This window comes from Desulfocicer niacini (assembly GCF_054657595.1).
Window position 1 is genome coordinate 155852 of the sequence record NZ_BAAHYK010000004.1, and the last position, 21303, is coordinate 177154.

Here is a 21303-nt window from a genome sequence, read left to right on the forward strand (position 1 = left end):
AGGCTCCATTAAAAAATTAACCATCTATATGCACCATCCATTGCCCCACCGGGGTGTCTCCGTCAGAGACTTTTGCATAGTTTGTTTTCTAACAGTTCCTTAGGTTTTAGATTTCGATTCTGTCTACTTTGATGCAGGCATTTATTCTTAGTCTTCAAACATCTCGATACGACAATAATCGTCTTCTTCCCCCTCGCATTTGCCCCATTTATAGGTACGTCCTTCGAACTCGCGACTGATATAGTCAGTGGAAGCGGGGATATATTTCTCGGGCGAAGCCCAGAACATCTGCGGCGGACCATAGGGAGGGATGTGTTCCAAGTTATTCGGCTGTATGCACCATTCCACCGGATACTTAATGGGGCGTCCCGCTTTAGTGGTCCAAACCGGCAGCGTTTTTTCCATGGTCCATTCGAAAACTCGGCCCAGAGAAAGCACATGATCAATATCAATACCGGTCCGAATGCCCATCTCGTCCAGCATGACCAGGGTGTCCTCGGTGGGACAATTGCCCACTTCCCATGAATTTGTATAGATAGGCCCGCTGCCCTTGCCGGGGACGCCATCCACCATGAATGCCGGTTGTCCGCCGCCCATGCCCAGAGAGGTCTCAATAACGCGGGCACCCGCCATAATGGCCGCCAAGGTATTGGCCAAGCTCTGTCCCCGGCATTCGTGAAAATGGGAAATTCTAAATTTAATCTGATCGTCGTATTTACCGTAACGATCCACCAAAGCCGACATATACTCAAAGGTTCTTCTGGGATTGGACTCGCCAGTGGTGTCGCAGGGTGTAAAATTGCGAATACCATGATCCATGCCCCAGTCCATCAATTCAAAAGTGTTCTCAATGGGAACCGGGCCGGCAATGGGCGAACCATAGGTACCTGCAATGGCCATGTCAATTTCAAAACCGTTGGCCTCGGCAATCTTTATCATTTCCGGAATCTCTTCCATGTATTCCTTACGTGTACGCCCGGAGTTGCGGCGACCATGCAAATCTTCCGCGGAAATGGTAAAGGCCATGCTGTTGGTGAGATAGCCTTTCTGGGCCATATCAGCGGCCCGCTCAAAGGCCTTTTTTGTCATACCATAGCATTTGAGGTGGGGTTTTTCCTCCTGGACGACTTTCAATTTGCATACCCGTTCCAGGATTTCTTCGGCATCAACACTTTGGGCCAGCAATTTCGGATGTCCAAAATTGGTAACCTCTATATGTTTATAGCCGGCCCGAACAAGTTGATCCGCATACCATACCTTGGCGTCGGTGGGAACGGTTTTATGAACATGCTGCAGACCGTCCCGCAGCAAAAGCTCCAACATGACAATTTCATCGGGCAATTGTTCGCCCAGTGTCTTGATATTATTATTGTTATGAACCATGTTTTCCTCCCTTAGATTCTTATCTCTTATTTTAGTAAGAGAATCAGAAAACCTTGTTCTTATTATTACTATTGAATAACAACACTGAATTCACGAATAGCTTATTTTTACTTGCTGCCTGAGAACCACCTACCGGTGTATTACAAAAACCCAATCCGTTTCAGGAAGTTGCCCTCACTTCCACTGCCCACTGTTCGAGTTTACGAAACGCGTCGGTGAGAGTTATGAACGTTTCCTCACCGCCGGTCTCCAACGCTCTGCCATTGGGCGAGTAGATTCTGATGCGTGCCCCTTTTTTCAGATCCGCCATCTTTGTCTCCCGCCATTTATTCATTCCCATGTCTTTAAAAATTTTCAGGTTGTCGCTTACTTGTTTAAGAATCATTTCCCTCTCCTTTCTGTCTTGCTTCGTAAACCTTCAAAGAGCTCAACTTGCCCCCAGAATGAAACGAAAAGCGAATAAAAATGAATCTGAATCCCCACCTACCAAGGCTTTGGTTAATAAAACCGTCTTATCCTGAGGTAGTGTGGATCAGGCGTTCCGACCTTATAATGTCGCTGATGATTGAATATAATTTATGACAAGTAGAAAAAAGATACAATCCATAGCAATGGCTATTTCCGTATAGTGATGATTACCCATGTAAGCGGCAGGAGATAAATTTCTTCCCCTTGATGCATCAAAGAATTGCCTTAATGATGGGTACTATTTCAATAGTAGCAGAAGAAAACGTGTAAAGGCTCAATAACTCGGGGAGAGAAATCTTGTTTAGCCTTTAAACTCCGGATGGTATTTAGAATGAATACCCAAACTTATTGAGAACTTACGAAAAAATTCGTTTATGCACTTAAGAGTTGTACAGGAGGTAGGAGGACCCGGTCCCATGTCCAGAGAAAGTACTTCTTCCGCCAATGCGCCTCTATCGGATGCTTTACTGTGGCTTGGAAAGAAATAAGGATTAATTTTAAAAAGCACTATCGGGGCCAGATGTATTGGTTTTCGGTACTGGTAAAAAAGTCCATTTCAATACGATACCCTTCTTTTTCGTCAAGGGTCACCTTGGCATTGGGGTAGCGCTTGGTGAATACCTGAATCATGGCCGAATTGCCTTCCAGCACCGAAGCCCCGAACCGCTTATAACCATTTAAAATGGCAATTTTCTCCAGCGCTTCGAGAAGATAGGAAGCAATCCCCATGCTTTGAAAATCTTCACGAACCACAAAGGCCACCTCCGCGCTTGAAGAATTTTTTTCCGCATAGGACCCCACGGCAATAATTTCTTTATGAGCGCCTTTCTGGTTCCGTCCGATGAGGGTAATATTTTTTCGATAATCAATGTTCGACCACTCCTGTTGCAACACTTCATGGCTAAACAGCTCCATATGAAAAAAGAACCGGCGGTAAATCGTCTCTTTCTGCAGCGAGTAAAAAAAATTACGGTAATCAAATTCATCCGACGGCAAAAGAGCCCTGAACGAAAGCAGCTTTCCGGTTTTCAGCAAATAGGTACTCTTATAATTTTCTAAAAACAACAGATCATCAACCGACGGAGGAATCTGATCCTTAAAAATATAATGACGATGTTTGGCCTCTTCGATCAATTCAGATCGAAAATCGGGGTGGGCAATTTGAGCCAATTCCATTACCCGCTGATAAACGCTTTTGCCGTGCAGTTTGGCAATACCGTATTCGGTCACCACATAATGAACATCACCCCGGGTGGTTGCCACCCCGGCACCAAGGCTAAGGTGGGGAACAATGCGTGACACCTGCCCATTACGGGCCGTCGATGGCAGGGCAATGATGGAAAAACCGCCCTTGGACATGGCACTGCCACGCAAAAAATCAACCTGGTCGCCAATGCCGCTGTAAAACATAAAACCCAACGAATCCGTACAAACCTGGCCGGTGAGATCGACTTCCAGGGCCGAACTAATCGAAATCATGTTATCATTTTGCGCAATGACAGTGGGATTGCTGACATAATCGGAGCTGTGAAAATAAAAACTGGGATTATCATTCACGTATTGATACAGTTTTTCGCTGCCCATGCATATTGACGCAACGCTGCGCCCGGTAAGCAGCGTTTTTTTCCTATTGGTGATAACCTGTTTTTCAAACAAAGGTAAAAAAGCATCGGTTATAAGCTGGGTGTGCAAACCCAGATTCTTTTTGTTTGCCAGGGATTCCAATATGGCAGCAGGCAACGGCCCGAAACCGACCTGAATCGTGGCTCCGTCTCCCACCAATTCCGAAACATAATGTCCGATGCGGCGCGCCACGCATTTGTCTTTTATCAGTGGCGTACTGGTCAACAAGGGTTCTGGATACCACACCAGATGGTCGACCTGATCAATGTGTACAAAGGTGTTGCCAAAAGTCCTGGGCATATGGGGGTTGACCTGGGCAATGACGACACGAGCGTTTTCCAGAGCTGCTTTGGTAACGTCCACTGAAATTCCCAGGCTGCAATAGCCAAAGTCATCCGGAGGGCTCACCTGGACAAGTGCAACATCCACACCTATGGCATGCTCTACAAACAGATCGGGAATTTGGGAAAGATAAACCGGAATGTATTCTATCTTACCCTCAAAAGCAGCAGCCCGCATAGGCCGGCTGATGAAAAACAGTTTGAGCGCAAAACGCTTAAAAAAACTCTCATCATCAATGTAACGAGCCAGTGTATTGGAAAGCATCTGATAAAAAACGCCGTCTTCAACGTCCGTTTCTTCAATGAGCATCCGGATCAAATGCTGTGGTTCACCACAGCCGGTGCCGAGGAAAATTCGACTGCCTTTTTTGATAATCGCCAGCGCCTTGAGAGCATCAACGCTTTTCAAATTTTTTGGTGGGGGAATCGTCATTAAATTCACTCGTATTATAGTGTTGAAATTCTCTGTTGGCCGCCGCTGATATAAGCCCTAAACATAATTCAGAATATCGAGAACAGGGCAATCCCACAATAGTTACTCATAGCTATTTCATCAGAGATGGACATTTAATACCAAGTAAGTTTTCCACAATGAACAAGCGTAATATCACTGCATGTCAAAACTAAATATTCATGCGGGTACATCTTTGCAAGTGCCCCATGTTCGCCTATTTGGAGCTGCGGAGTTTTCGAATGTTATGTCTGCAGGCCAAACTGAGGTAAAAATGGGGTACTGGGCGAATACTTACGGTCAAAATAGTGATGTCTCACCATTGACAGGTAGCTATCATAACGCTTAGGATCGTTGTCATATTTTGATTTGCCCATCCCAGCGCAAGCGGCAACACACAAACTAACTAAAATACGACGGCCGTTTACACTTTTCAGAAAACCTTCCAAGGACCGAATTAATTGTGAAATGGAAAAAAAGGAACCATCCAATGGAAAAGCACCTGGCACTCGTAAATACGGAAACGGAAAGACGGCTGTGTACACGCCGGAAAAATGTGGATATCTTTTTACTGCCATTGACCCGGCAACTGCACGTAGCAGCCGAAATGGAAGACAACATCCACCATTTACACATTGATATGTTCGTTAAGCAACCCTCATTGCGCATTACTGCCATCTCCTGCAATATGTCATCTGTCCCGGATCCAATATGTCAACAAGCCTATGACTGTTTTGATCATTTGATCGGCCAGCGTGTCGTTCCGGGGCTTGCCCGTAGGATCAAGCAAAAAGCATTCACAGGATGCACACATTTGTCCAATCTGTTCCACGATGCATGCTATAATCTCATCCTGGCCCAGAGTGTTGTCACAGGGGAAAAATTGCTTGCTAAGTATCCTGGTATTTCTGAAGCGCAAATATATAAAATATTCATGAAGTTTCGTCCTGAATTACGCAACAGCTGTATCCGTTACGCCAATACGAGTCCATTCATGGAGATCGTCGACAGTGCCTCTTTACCCGAAAAGTTCCCAAAATCTTTGAAATAAAAGGCATCTAACTATAAATATTCGGTTTAGCAATGTGAATATTTGATCTGTACCCCATATTCGCCTATTTAGGACTGCGTGACATACTATGTGATCAGACCAAAATAGCTAAAGATGGGGGTACTGCCCGGATATTTATGTCCACTAACTAAAGGGATCTACTACCTGCGGAGCGCCCATGGGGACGCATTGACAGGCTTGATGGCACAGCGAAACCGACAAATGGCAAAAGCCGGAAAGAAACTATGATTAGTCACCGGCAATATACCCCTCCTGAATGGCATATTTCACCAGATCAACGGCTTTTTTTATTTTAAGCTTTCTAATAATATTGGCGCGGTGATTGTTCACCGTGTAAATGCTGATAAACAACAAACTGGCAATTTCCCGACTCTCCCGACCTTCTGCCACAAGTTTCAAAACCTCCTTCTCCCGTGTGGTCAGGACCTCTTTGCGATATTGTCTGCCGTCCTGGTAGAAGGTTATCATCTCTGAAGTCAGTTCCCCGGAAAGGGATTTGGAGATGTAGCTGCCTCCTTTACGAACACAGCTAATGGCCTCAAACAACTCATCGCCGGTGGCTTCTTTCAGCAGATAACCATGCACCCCGGAGGCCAGAGCATTTTGGATATAACTGCGTTTTTTATGCATGGTCAGAATTATGATCTTCATCTTCGGATAGCAGCTTCTAATCTCCCGGGCGGCTTCGAGCCCTCTCAGTCCCGGCATGGATATGTCGAGCAAAACCATATCAGCATCTTGCCGGTTTAACAGAAGCAGCAATTCCAGCCCGTTTGCGGCTTCACCCACCACCTCCAGATCGGGCCTTTCATGGATAATATGCTTGATACCATCCCGTAAAATAATATGGTCGTCGGCCAATACTATACGATAAGAATTCATCTCTTGCACCTTCGCCCCCCCCGCTGCCCGCTCCACATGAAATTTTCCCTAAAATGAAGACTATACAATTATTTGTTGCCTGTATCCAAGAAAATTTTTATTTATCCCATCCGCCAACTAAGCTTAAAACAAGCGTATTGTCATTCATCATTGATATATGAGATCAGCGGTTTGTATAAAAATATAGATAAACATGCTTATTCCAGGACTAAGCCCAGCCAACCAATAATGAGCTGAAATATGACTTTTATGAAGTGATATTATACCATTGACTTCAACTATAAATCTTCCGTACTTAAGGCCAGTTCAGACGGATCCACAGCCTGGGGGATGCCCTGCCCTCCCTGAATCATTATTCGCCTCAGCCCTTTGTTTTCCAAAAAGCCAGCAGCCTCTTCCATGGTTTGTCGTGATACATAGGGCCAATGACGCATTCTGAAAGCCGGTTGCAGCTCTGTAAGGGTAACCGGAATATCTGGGTTTAACGCTGCCAGGGCAGTAGCCATTGCCTCCAATTCGCTTCTGGTATGAATTCGTGGATGACAGGGAATACTCACAGCCATAAAGATTTGATCAGCGTATCTTTTCTCTATGTACTCAATGGCCTGCCATATGGTCCGCATGTACCGGTCTGCCTGATTTTTATCATGAACCCCGCTTAAGGCCATAAAGCTTTTTATTTCAAATGCTTTGTAATCAGGAGATACATCGGTGATGCCGGCAGCAATCAGTTCATCAATATAATCCAGCGTTAAAAGCGAGGCATTTGTATCAAGCTGGATACGACTCTCTGGCACGGATCGTCGCAACTGCTGTACGGTGTCCACCAGCCATGGGCGGTTTATCGTCGGTTCGCCGCCGGATATACCGATCCAACGATCCTTTTCCGGCTGCAAAGCCATTTGTGCAACAACCTGCGCCGGGGTAAGGGATGAGGCCGTTGATGAAAACGTCAAGTCCCAATTATGGCAAAGATCACAGCGGAAATTGCAGCCATGGGTAAAAATTGATGGATGGCCGTGGGGAGCCGGACGCATAACACTTACCACGCGTTTGGGTGCCACCTGCTCCAAGGCCGTCGGGCTGGTTACTATTTTCATGCCGGAACGTAGCTCAGTAACACAGCCGCGGGTCTGCTTACCGTCAATTAAAACAGCGCATTTCCAGCACCCTCCAGTCCTGCATGCATCTGCAGTGTCCGTACAAGCGGATACGGATGTGCCTTGCTTTTCCGGTATGAAACCCAATCGTTCAAGGGCCTTGGAAACCGATATTGGCCCCTGCAGTTGATGGGGGCGACCGTTTACTTCAAAGTCGAGCTGATTTATTTTTTCTGTTTTGTCGGACGTCCTGCCTGCGGCTACGACTTTCAAACTGCGGGCCCCCTGGGGGCAGGCCGTCACACATGCACCACATCCGATGCAGCCATCGGTGCCAGCCGGGCAGACGATGTATTGTGTGCAAAAGCCACAGTGGATACAATTGTCATTACGAACAGCTACTTGACGATTCCGAATCACTGCCATTTGAGCCTCACCCCTTGGGCCTGGTAGGCAAATTCGAAGCGGTATTGCCCCCAGAACTCTTTTTCCGAGTTGATTTCAACTTCAGTAAAATCCCTGGCCCCTACTGCCTTCAGAAACTCTGCTTTGGAAGGCAGATTTAATATCAATTGGTCAATGCACGGCATGGGCACAAAATCGTAGGGATGCTCGTTATCCATATTGGCCCAGACCACGTCTCCCTTGGTGGCAACAGTACTATCGGCCAAAACAACAAATATTTCCCTGGGGAAATCTTCCCGGGTAAAAAGCTGTCGGACATAATTCACAATCATGTCGCGCGATAACGTTGTTTCATTCACATGGTCTACATGAAAATCACCTAGAAAAGTCAATTGCACCCCCTTTTTTCGCTCCGTACGATGACCAGCCGGAATGCCTGTGGCCATCTCCGGCCGGTTTTCATCCATTTATAATCTATACAGCACGCCTTATTTCAACCAATCACTTTTTGACTCATAACCAAGTTCTTTTTCAGTTACCGCTTCCCATGAATCAAAAATGGGCATTTCCGGCAATTTCTGAAGTTCAGGGAACCACCGTTTCAAGGTTGATCTACGGGAATGCTTGCCTCTTAAAGGAAGTTCGTCCCAGGGAAGGTGTGCATACATCAGCGAATACACCGGACCGATGACGGCCTTGTTCACAAGATGACGGTCCACGATGCAGTCCAGTACCACAGGTCCGGTCTTCTCTGCCATGCTATATGCCTGTTTGAGCATTTCTCGGAAATTCTCAGATCGATTACATTGCATGCCTTCCAATCCGCCGATCACTTTTGGAAGTTGGTCAAAACGCTGCATTGCAGTCGGGCGTTCTTCGCCATATTGCATAGCACCCAACCACTCACTGCCAATACTATCCTGTTCACCCAACACATCGTAATTTGGACCGTACCAGGGATATTTCATTCCCGGCATCCAGCCACCGTTATTAGTCACCAGATAGACGATGGGCAATTTATACATCACTGCCACGTGGATATCCAAGGCGGCATTCATCATGCCCGAGTCGCCCATCAGAGCCAAAAAGGGGATTCTGGACCCGTTCTCCAGATCACCGATGGCGGCGCCTATGGCCTGTCCCACTCCATGGCCCACACCGGCATTGTCGTTGGCACTCAAGCAAGAAGCCGGTCGCGTAAATTGAAGATAGGGCATCACAAAATCACTCATGGTGAAACCGTCTATGGAAACGCGCACGGCACTGCCGTACAGTTCTTCGTTCACCTCCCGGATGATCTGTGACATATAACCATGGTGCATAAAATCGTTGTCTCGGTAACGCGGATGATCCGGGCCATATTTATAGGCGCGTGCGGCACGCGCTTCCGTTGCCTCGGCCATGGATTTTTTGCAGCGTTCGGCCCATTCCTCACGCTCCCGACCAAGCTTGTCATACCCATTTCGTTTAATACACTCGTTGAGTTGTTTCAGAACCGTCTTGGTGTTTCCCACCAAAGCGGCCTTGGTATTCACGTAGGTCCATACATAATCATCGCAGGGTGCGATCTGCACACTTTCAGGCCATCCACCCGCGTATCCGTCAAAAAAACCAACTTTGAGCCCTATGGGAATCATCATGTCGACTTCATTGCGAAATTTCGGAAACCCACGATGGTGCATTTCATGTTTTTCGCTTACAGCTGCCCGTCCCAGTCGGCGGGTGTTAAACGGTATCTTCGTCAGGTTGATAAATTCTTCCAGTTCCTCTGAGGCCTGGTCCCAAGCAGCATAATCACCCAATATAATAAAGGGTTTCTTGGAATCAAAAATGGCCTTGGCCGCTTTTTCAATTTCCTGGGGGGCAGCACCCGACAGAATCGGTTTTGTGGTTTCTTCCTGACGCCAATTGGGTCGGTAATCCGCATGCTGGGCAAAGAAACCGCCCCAATAATGTTCGCGGGCTTCATCTTTCATGAACAGACAATCCACGCTCAATTCAAAAGCCACCGGCCCCATGGGTGCTGTCTGAGCCACCCGGAAACCTCGGGTCATAAATTGCTTTACAGACCAGGGATAAAAAATACGCTGGGCCCACTTGGTGACGCTGTTGAGAAATTCGGCACTGATGCTCTCTTGGATGGTATTGTAGAGATGGTCATGTTCCTGTTCAATCCCACCTGCCAGATAAATAAGCGGAGTATTGCTCAGGAATGCCTGTTGAATGGGACTGAAACCGTTTCCTACACCCGGTCCCACAGTACCGAAAGCCACTGCCGGTTTTTGGGTCACCTGACTGTAGGCTTCTGCTGCATATACGGAATTTTGTTCATGCCCAAAAATAACCAGTTTAATGCCAATACGTGAAATGGCGTCCACAAAATGCCAGATATGCCCTCCAGGAACCCCCCAGGCAACGGTAACACCTTGTTCACGTAAAATTTCTGCCACATACTTACCTGTAGAAGGATAAATTTCCCTTTTTCCTAAAGGAATTTCCAATTCTTTCTGGGCTTCTTCGTCGAATTCGATACCGAGCTTTGGCATTTTTTCTCCTTGATTTTTTTTGTATTAGAATATTTCACAGCCAATTTAGAAATCGGCAATATGATTTTGGACGATATTACCGGTTTTTCCTGATTACGTTTCCTTCACCTCCACGACCCATTGTCCGCTTTTAACGAATGCATCGGAAACCGTAAGGAATGTCTCCACACCGCCAGATTCCAACGGCCTTCCGTTCGGCGAATAGATTCTAATGCGCATACCCTTTTTCACATCGGTCATCAGCGTTTCTCGCCACTTATTCATGCCCATGTCCCTAAAAATTTTCCTGTCGTCATTTACTTGTTTGAGAATCATTTTGCCTCCTCGCGTTTGTAATGCCAATGCCGAGATATTATCAAAATTTTTTGCCCTCCTTTTCGTATTTTTGGATTGGTTTGGATTGATTTGAATTCATTTTACAATTATCATTTTTTTAATTATTAGCATGCCTATTCAAGTCTCGCCATAGTTAGCAATCACTGTTTTAAGTACGCTTCATGGCGTTTTCATCCCATGCACGACGTTCCTTTCGTTCGAGATATTCCCGAATCCCCCGGACACTCAAACAAAATGAAAAGTGCTGATCGGGATAGCGCCGCAAGCTCGGTTGCTGATCCAAAAAACATTTCCACATGGTTTGGGTGTCGATGTTCGGATTTTCATCGAGTATCTCAGCCACACGCCGAGTCCATTGCTCGTGGGCCTGTTTCAAATCTTCAAAAAATCCTTCCCTGGTATTTAAGCAATAGGTTCCACAATGAGCGAAATTGATCCGCTCGGATTTCAATGCCTGAATCCGATTAATATCACAAATAGATGCACGCTTGTCATAGCCACCCGGCGGCGTAAGTATGAAAACAGGACCCGGGGCAACCTTGGCTCCCAATGCATCACCGACAAATACCATCTTCCTGGACGAATCATGAAATATGACATGGTGTCTGGCATGTCCGGGGGTATGATGGACGTTCAAGCGAATGGCGCCCAAATCAATCGTATCTCCAGAATTAATGACCCTCAGATTGCCTTCAGGAACCGGCAGCATGGTACCTATAGCAGCGAAATATTCTCCATAGGCTTGCGCTGCCCCCTGCAGCAGTCTGGTGGGATCAACAAGATGGCGACTTCCCCGGCTGTGAACGCATACAACCAATTCCGGGTTCAATCGCGTCAGGTATCCTGCCCCACCGGCATGGTCCAGATGAATATGTGTCAAGGCCAGGTAATCAATATCACCGGGATCCAGGCCCAGTCGCTCCAGGCCTTCAAGCAAGCCGGGGTGATCCGCCGGATAACCGCAATCCACAAGAACTGTTTTAAGATCCCGCACCACGTAGCAGGCCCGATATCCGTCAAAGGTCAGAGACGCCGTATGTACGTCTATTTCTTCGATCTTGAGCATAGATCACTTTTTGATCCTAAACCTATGAAAATGTCTGAATTTTAAGGCAGCGGGGATCCAAAGTCTGGGTGAACATGGTCGTTGTCAAAAAATCCACATCCAGCGCAGATTGAAAACTTGACCCTGCAGCACGCTTTCACCATTAATATTCTCTACATACTTCAAGTTAAGCTGCATATTGGGCCTGAACATCCTGGGAATACCCCCTCCAATGGCGAGATTATACCCGTCGTCGTTCTGAGCTACCCCATCCACCTCACTCACCTGGAGAATAGTGTAGTCGCCCTGCAGGTAAAAACGCCAGGTGCCGACGTGATAACTGGGGATCATATTAATTTCGAAATAGTCCCTTCCAGAGGTTAATGTATCGCTCAGGTCATCAAAACAATGATAATACCCCATGGAACCGTCAATCCAAAAAACGCCGAATTGCTGTTCAAATGCAATCAACGGCATTAATCTCCGGTATTGATATGCAGCTCATCATCCCCATTCCGACTTCGGTATCGGCAATCTCACTCTTGTTTCCATTGGCATCTGCATACGTATCCGTACTGTAGAAGGAGGCCTGGGTTAATACGATCAGGGTATCTGGAAAATGATTACTGAAAATTATCCGGCACCAATCATTTCAGTATTTAGTGCCGCACCCACCGCGACAGCAAATTGTGGCAGATCAGGAATATGCAGACTCTCTCCGATTCTTTTTTCCACCTGTTTCAAAAGACCTTTGTCCAGGGCTCCGCCTCCGACCATGGCACACGGTCCCTCCAACCCGACGCGCTCCACCATGGTTACAATTTTTGTTGCCAACGCCATGTGGACCCCGGCCAGGATATCTTCTTTGGGTGTTCCCTGGGCAACTCGCGAAATAGCTTCGGATTCCCCAAAAACAGCACAGCCAGTGGCAAAGGGGATGGGATTTTGTGCAGTCAGTGAAAGGGTACCCACCTCCTGGATATTTATCTGCAACACCTTTGCAATTATCGTCAAAAAACGGCCGCAACCGCTGGCACATCGCTCACTCATTACGAATTTGATTGCCTTTCCGTTTTTATTTAGCCGCACCACTTTGCTTGCACGATCACCGACTTCAATGACCGTTCTAACGTCCGGCAGCAGGTAATGCGCCCCCTGGGCACAGCACGCCAAGTCACCAACGGTCCCATTGGTATTTGCCACCTGGGCCGCGCCGCATCCCGTGGTGTATATTTGAGAGATATCGTTTTGTTCCAGGTTTTCCTTGGCTGTAATTTCTTTCAACACCCGTATCGCTGTTTCTTGGTAGTTGTGCCCGGATGATATCTGATGAAACTGATACGGTTTCCCATCCTTGACGAGGACAGCCTTGGTGGTGGCGCTCCCTACATCGATTCCGCATATCCATGTCATAACTCTACTCCTAAAGCGGCTTCCTGAACTTGAACCGTTACGGTACCGGCATGCAACGGCTGGGATGACCGCTTGACCGAAACACCTCTTGCCAGATTGTTTTCCACAATTTTTTGCCCCATCAAGGCGGCTCCCAATGCCCCGGTTAACAAAGGCTCCGGGGCTATCAATACCGGATACCCCAAACGGGACTCCATTGCCTGAACCATACCGATATTTTTGGCCACACCCCCCGTGAAAACAACCTCCCGTTCAACACCGACTCGTCCGGCCATACTGAGCACACGTCCGGCAATGGCATCGTGAAGTCCGTACAAAATATTGGCCACCGGTGTACCATCGGCAAGGGAGGTCATCACCTCTTGTTCGGCAAAAATAGTGCAGATATTACTGATTTTTGCCTTTTCCGATGCCAGTATGGACAACTCCCCCAAATCGGCCAATGTCAGATCAAGTGCTCCTGCAATTACTTCCAGAAATCGCCCTGTTCCGGCGGCGCACTTATCATTCATGACAAAATTATCCACCATGCCGTTGTCTAATTTTATCCCTTTGGCATCCTGACCGCCAATGTCTATAACGGTACGGGCCGTGGGGAACAGCGCCGAAACCCCCCGGGCATGGCAGGTGATTTCGGTTATCTGTTTATCTGCAAAGGGGACATTGATCCGTCCATAACCGGTGGCAACCACATAGGACAAGGCTTCAAAGGGAAGATCGGCCAGATGCAGGGCCTCTGTCATCACCTCATGGGCCAAGTGGCGATGCTCCGGTCCTGTGGGACCTATGAAGTTTGCCAGCATTTTTTCTTCATTCACGATAACCACTTTGGTCATGGTCGATCCGATATCAATTCCTGCAAAAATCATAAGATTTTTCCCCCTGAAATTTATGCAATGGTTTCCAGAAAAGCTTCCACCCTGGTTTGTAAGGGCGCCAGTGCCACCCTGGTATATTCATGTTCCAGATAAATGGCCGGAATTCCCATCTGCCGAAAGTAGGACTTGGCATCCGGCACCTCAAATCCGTGGGTATCACAATACCGTACAGACTGAAGAATGACGCCGTCCACCTTCCATTTCTCGACATATTCCTTCAAATATCCGAAACGTGTTTCCATATCCGTGGAAAAAGAAGCGGTGGTCTGTCGGACGGTTCGCGGGCATTTGATACCGTCAAGATACCGTTGGGCAATGCCGTCCAGCGGATCCTCCGTAATTTCAACCTTGGGCAGGAAGTGCCGGGTCCCGGCGCATGTATCATCCATCACCACATGGGCATCGGCGCTTTCGATCATACGGATGATCCCGGTTTCCGTTAACGGCGTACCCCACAGCAGCAGCCGGGCACCTTTTTGGGCAGGGGCGTCCTTGCGTGTGGGCAGCTCTTCAATAATATCTTCGAGCATAAGAGATCCCTCTTCAATGGGCATACACATCAACGCAATCATGATCTGCAGCGTCTCAGTCCCGGAAAGCAGTGGCGGATCACTCTGCTTCAGGCGGTAAAGATCCGCAACCAGTTGTCTCTGCCGATTGTGAAGAGCTATCTCCTCTTTCAGCCGATCCATATCCATTTTACGTCCGGTATACGCCTCAAGGGAGGATTGAAAAAGTTTCAGCTTTGTCTTAAACTGATCCACAGAATCGGCATCCGCCACATGGGGCATATCTATCAGGTGAAAGTAGGAAGGTTTCATTGTATGCTGCCAAATCGAACAAAACTTTTCCTGGCAATCACAGGTATGCGCGGCCACAAATCCGTCCAGAAAAGTGTATTTCCCCTTTAATCCCAGATCAAGACCGGATCGGAGGATGGGGCATGCAATGGTTGGAATATGGGAGTCGGCTTTAGTAATGCTTTCATCCATACTGCCCTGTATTCTAAAGGGAACGAAATCCATGGCCGTCAGCATCTCAAGGGGGGCATAGGAACAAAAATATCCCATGATTTTTTTCCCGCTGGATGCCAGTTCCACAGCCGATTCATGCCTCGACTGGTATATTTTCAGTGCTTTTTCAAGTCCGCTGGTTACAGAAGTCTGCATCATCAATCTCCTTAATATCTCTTTGTATTACGGCAATAAAAAAGCCCTGCCTATTTTGCGCGAATCGTCCTGTAGTGATCCATGGCATCTTCAAACGCGGATACATTCTGCATCACACTTTCAGGATCGAAAACGGAAAAATCGATGATATCCCCCTCCATACTCATACCGGGGATGGAGAGTTCAGTCTCAAGCGCATTGGTGATATGGGTAAGCCAGTAGGTACAGGCACGACAGGATAAAAGAGAATGGGTCAAAATCCCGTCCGCCTCGTATTCAATCCCCCAGTTCAGGTATGCCTGGGGGATCATGGGACCTATCACCGGGTAATTTTTTCTTTTGGCGTTGATCACATGATCCACCTGGAACCAGTACGTGTTGGCCGCCAGCCGCTCAATGGGATCATTGGATATGTCAAGCAGCATGGGTTCAGGGGGATGATACATGACACTTTCCATCACAAAGTTCCACCCCCTCTCAGCCAGTTTTTCAAAGAAATTAAGGCTGTGCCATGGTGGTAGTTCGGAAAAGATCAAACGGTATTTTTCGTTGGCCACGGCCCCAACGCCGGCATCCACCCTCTCTTTTGCTTCATCAAAAACCTTTTTATATAAATCCAAAGATTCAGGATCCCAGGTCATGTAATATCCCAGAACCATCAAGGTCCAAAAATCCCGGGAATGGATGGGACAAGGTTTGGCTTTTCGAAGGTTATTGATCTCCCACCAGACTTTGAACACGGCTTCCTGGTTGCTGGTATAGTGCTCCAGAAGATCCATATCCAATTTTTTGTCCAGCAGATCTTCTAAAAATACGATGAATTTTTTGAGTTCCGCCGTTTTGTACTGAATATTGTTCCGATGGGCATCCGGTCTGATATCCTCCACCGGATCAAAGCTTGGCGTATCAAGTGTCCATAACGGGACTTGCCAATATTTACGCAGGGCTTGAAACCACTTGAAACGGGTATCACACAGAATTCCGGAACCTAACAACAGCATGGGTGCGGCCATGCCCCCCAATGGAGCATCCGGCGGAATTTTGCCCATTTTTTTCATCTCCGCCGAATATCCCAGCGAATTTCGTGCATACCCACACAGATGCGTGGGGAAGCCTTCTGCATCGCTGAGACCCTGGTATTTGGGAGACATGCCTTTGGCCGCGCTGACCGCAGCAAAGTTTTCCGGATAGATCGGTGTAACGCCCATGGCACGAAGCACCAGATCCGCCTCCCACCAGTTCACCATGCACCAGGCAACCGGTTTCCCGTTTTCGGTTGCATTGACGCCCTCCTGGTACATTTTATCAACAAAAGGCCGAACGAGTTTGGTTGATTTGAGACGATTTATATGGCCCTTCCCTTTTGATTTGGGTTCCATGTTTTTTCCCTTAATTTATGCGTTAATATCAAAATGATTTTTCCATCCAATGTCCGGCAACGTCAGGCCTTCCCCCAAGTCCTTGGGAAGTACTCCTATTGATATTTGTAAAATCCCCGACCCGATTTTCTGCCAAGCCATCCAGCTTCCACATATTTCCATAACAGGGGACAAGGGCGGTATTTGGAGTCTTTAAAACCGTCATAAAGGGTTTCCATGATTGCCAGACAGGTATCCAGCCCAATCAGATCCGCCAGTGCCAGGGGCCCCATGGGGTGGTTCATCCCCAATTTCATTACGGTATCAATGGCTTCAGGGGCTCCTACATTTTGGTAAAGGCAGAATACGGCCTCGTTAATCATGGGCATGAGGATACGGTTGGCGATGAATCCCGGAAAATCATTGGCCTCCGCCGGTGTTTTCCCGAATTTAACGGAAAGATCCCATGTGATCTGAAAGGTTTCATCGGATGTGGCCAACCCCCGGATGACTTCCACCAGCTTCATGACGGGAACCGGATTCATGAAATGCATGCCAATGACCTTGCCCGGGCGTTGGGTCTGGGCCGCAATCCGGCCGATGGGAATGGAAGAGGTATTGGTGGAGAGTATGACATCGGGTTTACAGATTTCATCCAGATCCTGAAAAATTTTAAATTTCAGGTCCTCTTTTTCCACAGCGGCTTCCACGACAAAATCAGCATTGGCCATCTCTTTGATGTCTGTGGTGGTTTTAATCCGGCCCAGTACCGCATCTTTTTCCCCTGCGGTCATTTTCCCTTTTTCCACATTTTTGAACAGAATTTTTGTGATATTATTCACACCGCTCTGAACGAATTCTTCTTTAATGTCGTTCATAATAACATTCAGGCCGCTCATGGCTGCAACCTGGGCAATCCCGTTTCCCATCTGTCCTGCACCGATAACACCGAACGTTTTGATGTCCATTTATTTATTTTCCTTTTTCATAAAAAACACTAATAGAGTCAGAAATTTTTAATTTACCACTTATCTTTTCCAAAATCGGAGAGATCGACTTTTCAGCCGGAATTGCAGGTAAATTGATACCACGACTCCCGAATAAATAATCCTGATCATCGATTCACAATCATCGCGACGGCTTCGCCGCCTCCGAGGCAGAGAGTCGCCAGACCGGTCTTTTTATCCTGACGGATCATTTCATTAAGCAGTGTCACCAGCACACGGCATCCGCTGGCACCGATGGGATGCCCCATTGCTGTGGCACCGCCGTTAACATTGACTTTATCCAGGTCCAGTTTCAGTTCATTGATGATGGCCACGGATGTCCCACTAAAGGCTTCATTGATTTCAAACAAATCCACATCCTCCATGGTGATACCCTGCTTCTTCAAACATTTGGGAATAGCCCATATGGGAGCCACCAGCACATATTTCATTTCAATGCTGTAGGAAGCCTGAGCGCCGATGGTAGCCATAATATTGCAGCCCAGCTCCTGGGCTTTTTCCTTTGACATGACCACAACTGCCGCAGCCCCATCGCTGATAATTGAGGCATTTCCAGCAGTTCCAACCCCGTCTTTTTTAAAGGCCGCTTTCATTTTGCTCAGAACTTCGTAGGGTGTTTCTTTGACACATTCGTCCGTATCAAAAATTTTCGGATCTCCCTTGCGCTGGGGAATTTCCACCGGCATGATTTCATTTTTAAATTTCCCTTCGGCAATGGCTGATAAGGCACGCCGATAGGATTCTGCCGCATAACGGTCCTGGTCTTCCCGGCTGACATTATATTTTTCCGAACAAATTTCGTTGGACATCCCCATGTGAAAATCATTGACTATATCCCAAAGACCGTCATGGACCATATGATCCTGAACCTGCCCCGGTCCCATACGATAGCCGAAACGGGCCTTTTCCAGATAATAAGGGGCCTGGCTCATGGATTCCATGCCACCGGCCACCACCACATCCGCATCCCCCACCTGTATGGCCTGGGCTGCCAGCATCACAGATTTAAGCGCGGAACCGCAGACTTTATTTACGGTAAAACATTCAGTTTTCCAGGGCATTCCCCCAAGGTGTGCAGCCTGTTTGGCCGGATTCTGCCCGGATCCACAGGGCAGTACCTGCCCCATGATGCATTCATCCACAACTTCTTTGTCGATTCCCGCCCGTTTTACGGCTTCCGCAATGACCATACCGCCAAGGGTGGTTGCCCCTATATTTCCCAGCATACCGTTAAAGGAACCCAACGGTGTCCGTACAGCACTTACGATGACTGCTTCTCTCATAGCTTTTTCCTTATGTTTTCAAGTAGATTTTTGATCTCTGATTTTCGTGTTATTTTGACAATAGAATCAGAAACTGATGTTTGGTCATCACCTCGGCCACTTTATGTCAATCCTTTACGATGCAATGCAATAAATATTGTAATTACAAGGCATTGAATGCGGCGCAACTTAAGTATCTATCTGAGTAGACCATCTTATGATCAAGCCCAAAATGCTTTTTAGTCAGGCTTATCCAAGTAAAATTTTTATCAATTCAACTAACCGCATTGCCGATATTATTCTTTAGTGAATACAATTTATTTTATTATGATATGCTTATTATTATGATATGCTTATACTGATATATCGAAACAGGATTCAATCCACAGCAATAACCATTTAGATATAGTTAACCTTAACTATGCGCAAAATATCAGCACACAAACGCTTATTTTTTTGCAGGCGCTTCCTGTAAAATCAGTCTTGACATCGGGCCATCCCAAGACTATAAATGGGCGTAACACGTCTGCTCGACGGCTAAAAAAACAGGACCTTTAAAGACCTGTCGTCGACTTTCTCATCCGAATCCTCCAGAAAAGGACCGGAAAAAAACAATGAATGGACCAAACTGGTTATGTTTTTCGTGATATAAAGGACTTCACTTTAATAGAATCACCCCCCTTTGCATGGAGAACTCGGATTAGTCTTTGTGGAGTTCATTAATGCTGGCCAGATTATTTCCAAAGAACTCCGTAACCTGGACAAGCCAGAACCAAAAAGGATTTCTGATTCTCTTGCAGAAATAACACGAAAACCAGAGATAAGAATCTAAGGAGCCATCATGAGCAATGATGTTTTACAAATGCCGGAGCAGGCCGATATTCTGGTCGTCGACAATGCCATCGAAAGCCTAAAGCTGCTTGACGATTTACTCTCGGGTCAAGGTTACCATGTACGTCCCGCCGCCAATGGAGAAATGGCACTGCGTTCCGTGGCCGAAAGTGTGCCTGATCTAGTCCTTTTGGATGTGAAAATGCCGGGCATGGATGGGTATGAAGTCTGCCGTCGCTTAAAAGCCGATAAAAAAACGAACCAGGTTCCCGTCCTCTTTATCAGCGGCGTTAAAAACATATCAAGTAAAATCAAGGGATTTGATACCGGTGGTGTGGATTATATCACCAAACCCTTTCAATCAGATGAGTTGCTGGCACGTGTGCGGATCCATCTGGAACTAAGATGGCTGCAGTTGCAACTGGAACGGTCTCACTCAGAACTTGAAAAGCGGGTGCAGAATCGCACCACCGAACTGACCCAGGCTTATCAGGCATTACAGGCCAGCGAAGTCCGGTTCAGAGACCTTTTTGAGAATTCACCGGTGTCTCTTTGGGAAGGAGATCTCTCCAAAGTCAAAGCGTTTATAGAAAGACTCAAGGATCAGAAAGTCGACGACTTGGAAGCTTACCTTGTTAAGCATCCAAAGACCGTGATGCAATGTGCCAAACAGATTGCCCTCTTTGATGTGAACAGAGAGGCAGTGGAATTATTCGGGGCACCGGATAAACAAACACTATTGGAAAGGCTGACAGATATTTTCACCTCAGAATCCCTGGGGCCCTTCAAGCACCTTTTATTATCTATCTGGGACGGAGAAACCAAAATGGAACAAGAGGGTGTGTTTACAAGATTGGATGGGAATAAGCGATTTGTCAAAATCAATTGGTCAATTTCTCCAAGCCAGGAACAAACCTTTTCGAGAATTGTTTTTTCCATTGTCGATATTACCGATCAGAAACAAGCTGAAGAAAAGATAAAGCGCCAATTGGCGGAACTTCGCGTATGGCAAAATATGATTTTGGACAGGGAGGATCGTGTACAAAAACTCAAACGCGAGGTCAACGAGCAGCTTGAACGTTTGAAAGAGCCGATTCGTTACCCCAGTCAACAGAAAATCTCTCAATGACCGCCATGGGCGGACCAAAATTCTGGTCTTGATTCGCCCACAACAGCGCATAAAAACAATTAACCACACCGACGCTTTCTTTGTATAAAACTCCATCCAAGGAATTGTAATTATAAGCGTTTCAATTTTTATTGTGCCAGACAAATCTGCCATGCAGGTTATAAAAAAACAAACAGTTAAAATGTAATGGAGGTCATTGTTCGAGTAAGCGAATAGGGCCATTGGCAGAAAAGAATATACCTGGAAGCACAGGATTGCATTCGTATCCAAGGCAGTTTTTTCGTGCATAGTGGTTCCATGTGCAGAAAAAGCCAACGTAAGAAGACGGATACAAGACAAGCAAACGGATATATGATATGACAAAAATGCCCTAAAATAGCCAGAAGGAAGTTGAGAATGTTCATCCAACTCACACAACAAAGGGTGGTTATTGATTCAAAAGACAATGGCAGAAACCAGCGGGTACCGGAAACATTCACAATCAAAAAATTATGGGCGTTTGCCATGATTGTGATGCTAATATTGCCAGGCAAGGCATGGGACAAAGCACTTCCCGGCTCTCACATCAAGGTATTTATTCCGAGTCTGCCGTACATTTACACCG

General features: G+C 46.8%; 19 protein-coding genes. 3 read left to right on the top strand and 16 right to left on the bottom strand.

Annotated features, from left to right (window positions below):
* Positions 1-147: 147 nt before the first annotated feature.
* From ACYQ2M_RS03380 to ACYQ2M_RS03390, 3 genes are all read right to left on the bottom strand, one after another.
* Positions 148-1383, bottom strand: a complete 1236-nt coding sequence (locus ACYQ2M_RS03380; RefSeq protein WP_459914906.1) for a beta/alpha barrel domain-containing protein — start codon at positions 1381-1383, stop codon at positions 148-150.
* 160 nt (positions 1384-1543) lie between these two features.
* Positions 1544-1768 carry a hypothetical protein gene (locus ACYQ2M_RS03385; RefSeq protein ID WP_459914907.1) on the bottom strand — a complete coding sequence of 75 codons (225 nt, stop codon included), beginning with the start codon at positions 1766-1768 and terminating at the stop codon, positions 1544-1546.
* Positions 1769-2358: 590 nt separating this feature from the next.
* Positions 2359-4248: a GNAT family N-acetyltransferase gene (locus tag ACYQ2M_RS03390; protein WP_459914908.1), complete on the bottom strand. Its 1890-nt coding sequence runs from the start codon at positions 4246-4248 to the stop codon at positions 2359-2361.
* A 481-nt stretch (positions 4249-4729) separates the two neighbouring features.
* Here ACYQ2M_RS03390 and ACYQ2M_RS03395 point away from each other — a divergent pair, with 481 nt between their 5' ends.
* Positions 4730-5317: a DUF2889 domain-containing protein gene (locus tag ACYQ2M_RS03395; RefSeq protein ID WP_459914909.1), complete on the top strand. Its 588-nt coding sequence runs from the start codon at positions 4730-4732 to the stop codon at positions 5315-5317.
* 249 nt (positions 5318-5566) lie between these two features.
* Here ACYQ2M_RS03395 and ACYQ2M_RS03400 read toward each other — a convergent pair whose 3' ends face one another.
* The 13 genes from ACYQ2M_RS03400 to ACYQ2M_RS03460 all read right to left on the bottom strand — a co-directional run bounded on the left by ACYQ2M_RS03400 (position 5567) and on the right by ACYQ2M_RS03460 (position 18760).
* A complete protein-coding gene (locus ACYQ2M_RS03400; protein ID WP_459914910.1) occupies positions 5567-6220 on the bottom strand; it encodes a response regulator in 654 nt (217 codons plus the stop codon).
* 278 nt (positions 6221-6498) lie between these two features.
* Positions 6499-7746 (bottom strand): radical SAM protein, encoded by a 1248-nt coding sequence (locus ACYQ2M_RS03405; RefSeq protein WP_459914911.1) that lies wholly within the window; start codon positions 7744-7746, stop codon positions 6499-6501.
* Positions 7737-8192 carry a hypothetical protein gene (locus ACYQ2M_RS03410; protein WP_459914912.1) on the bottom strand — a complete coding sequence of 152 codons (456 nt, stop codon included), beginning with the start codon at positions 8190-8192 and terminating at the stop codon, positions 7737-7739. Before ACYQ2M_RS03410 ends, ACYQ2M_RS03405 begins: the two co-directional genes overlap by 10 nt.
* Positions 8193-8213: 21 nt before the next feature.
* Entirely contained in the window at positions 8214-10271 is a 2058-nt protein-coding gene (locus ACYQ2M_RS03415) for a thiamine pyrophosphate-binding protein (RefSeq protein WP_459914913.1), read from the bottom strand.
* Between the two features lie 93 nt (positions 10272-10364).
* The gene (locus tag ACYQ2M_RS03420; RefSeq protein ID WP_459914914.1) at positions 10365-10586 is read right to left on the bottom strand and encodes a hypothetical protein; all 222 of its coding nucleotides are present in this window, start codon (positions 10584-10586) and stop codon (positions 10365-10367) included.
* A gap of 169 nt (positions 10587-10755) precedes the next feature.
* Positions 10756-11673 carry an MBL fold metallo-hydrolase gene (locus ACYQ2M_RS03425; RefSeq protein WP_459914915.1) on the bottom strand — a complete coding sequence of 306 codons (918 nt, stop codon included), beginning with the start codon at positions 11671-11673 and terminating at the stop codon, positions 10756-10758.
* An 84-nt stretch (positions 11674-11757) separates the two neighbouring features.
* Positions 11758-12129, bottom strand: a complete 372-nt coding sequence (locus tag ACYQ2M_RS03430; protein WP_459914916.1) for a transporter — start codon at positions 12127-12129, stop codon at positions 11758-11760.
* Between the two features lie 156 nt (positions 12130-12285).
* The gene (locus tag ACYQ2M_RS03435; RefSeq protein ID WP_459914917.1) at positions 12286-13065 is read right to left on the bottom strand and encodes an acyl-CoA dehydratase activase; all 780 of its coding nucleotides are present in this window, start codon (positions 13063-13065) and stop codon (positions 12286-12288) included.
* Positions 13062-13934, bottom strand: coding sequence for an acyl-CoA dehydratase activase (locus ACYQ2M_RS03440; protein ID WP_459914918.1), 873 nt, complete (start codon positions 13932-13934; stop codon positions 13062-13064). Before ACYQ2M_RS03440 ends, ACYQ2M_RS03435 begins: the two co-directional genes overlap by 4 nt.
* A 20-nt stretch (positions 13935-13954) precedes the next feature.
* A complete protein-coding gene (locus tag ACYQ2M_RS03445; protein ID WP_459914919.1) occupies positions 13955-15115 on the bottom strand; it encodes a 2-hydroxyacyl-CoA dehydratase subunit D in 1161 nt (386 codons plus the stop codon).
* Between the two features lie 47 nt (positions 15116-15162).
* Positions 15163-16491, bottom strand: coding sequence for a 2-hydroxyacyl-CoA dehydratase subunit D (locus tag ACYQ2M_RS03450; protein WP_459914920.1), 1329 nt, complete (start codon positions 16489-16491; stop codon positions 15163-15165).
* A gap of 95 nt (positions 16492-16586) precedes the next feature.
* Complete coding sequence (locus ACYQ2M_RS03455; protein WP_459914921.1) at positions 16587-17438, bottom strand: 3-hydroxybutyryl-CoA dehydrogenase; 852 nt, start codon at positions 17436-17438, stop codon at positions 16587-16589.
* A gap of 146 nt (positions 17439-17584) precedes the next feature.
* Positions 17585-18760 (bottom strand): acetyl-CoA C-acetyltransferase, encoded by a 1176-nt coding sequence (locus ACYQ2M_RS03460; protein ID WP_459914922.1) that lies wholly within the window; start codon positions 18758-18760, stop codon positions 17585-17587.
* Positions 18761-19580: 820 nt separating this feature from the next.
* Here ACYQ2M_RS03460 and ACYQ2M_RS03465 point away from each other — a divergent pair.
* A complete protein-coding gene (locus tag ACYQ2M_RS03465; protein ID WP_459914923.1) occupies positions 19581-20699 on the top strand; it encodes a response regulator in 1119 nt (372 codons plus the stop codon).
* A 396-nt stretch (positions 20700-21095) separates the two neighbouring features.
* The coding region (locus ACYQ2M_RS03470; protein WP_459914924.1) for a hypothetical protein at positions 21096-21303 on the top strand (208 nt) is incomplete at its 3' end.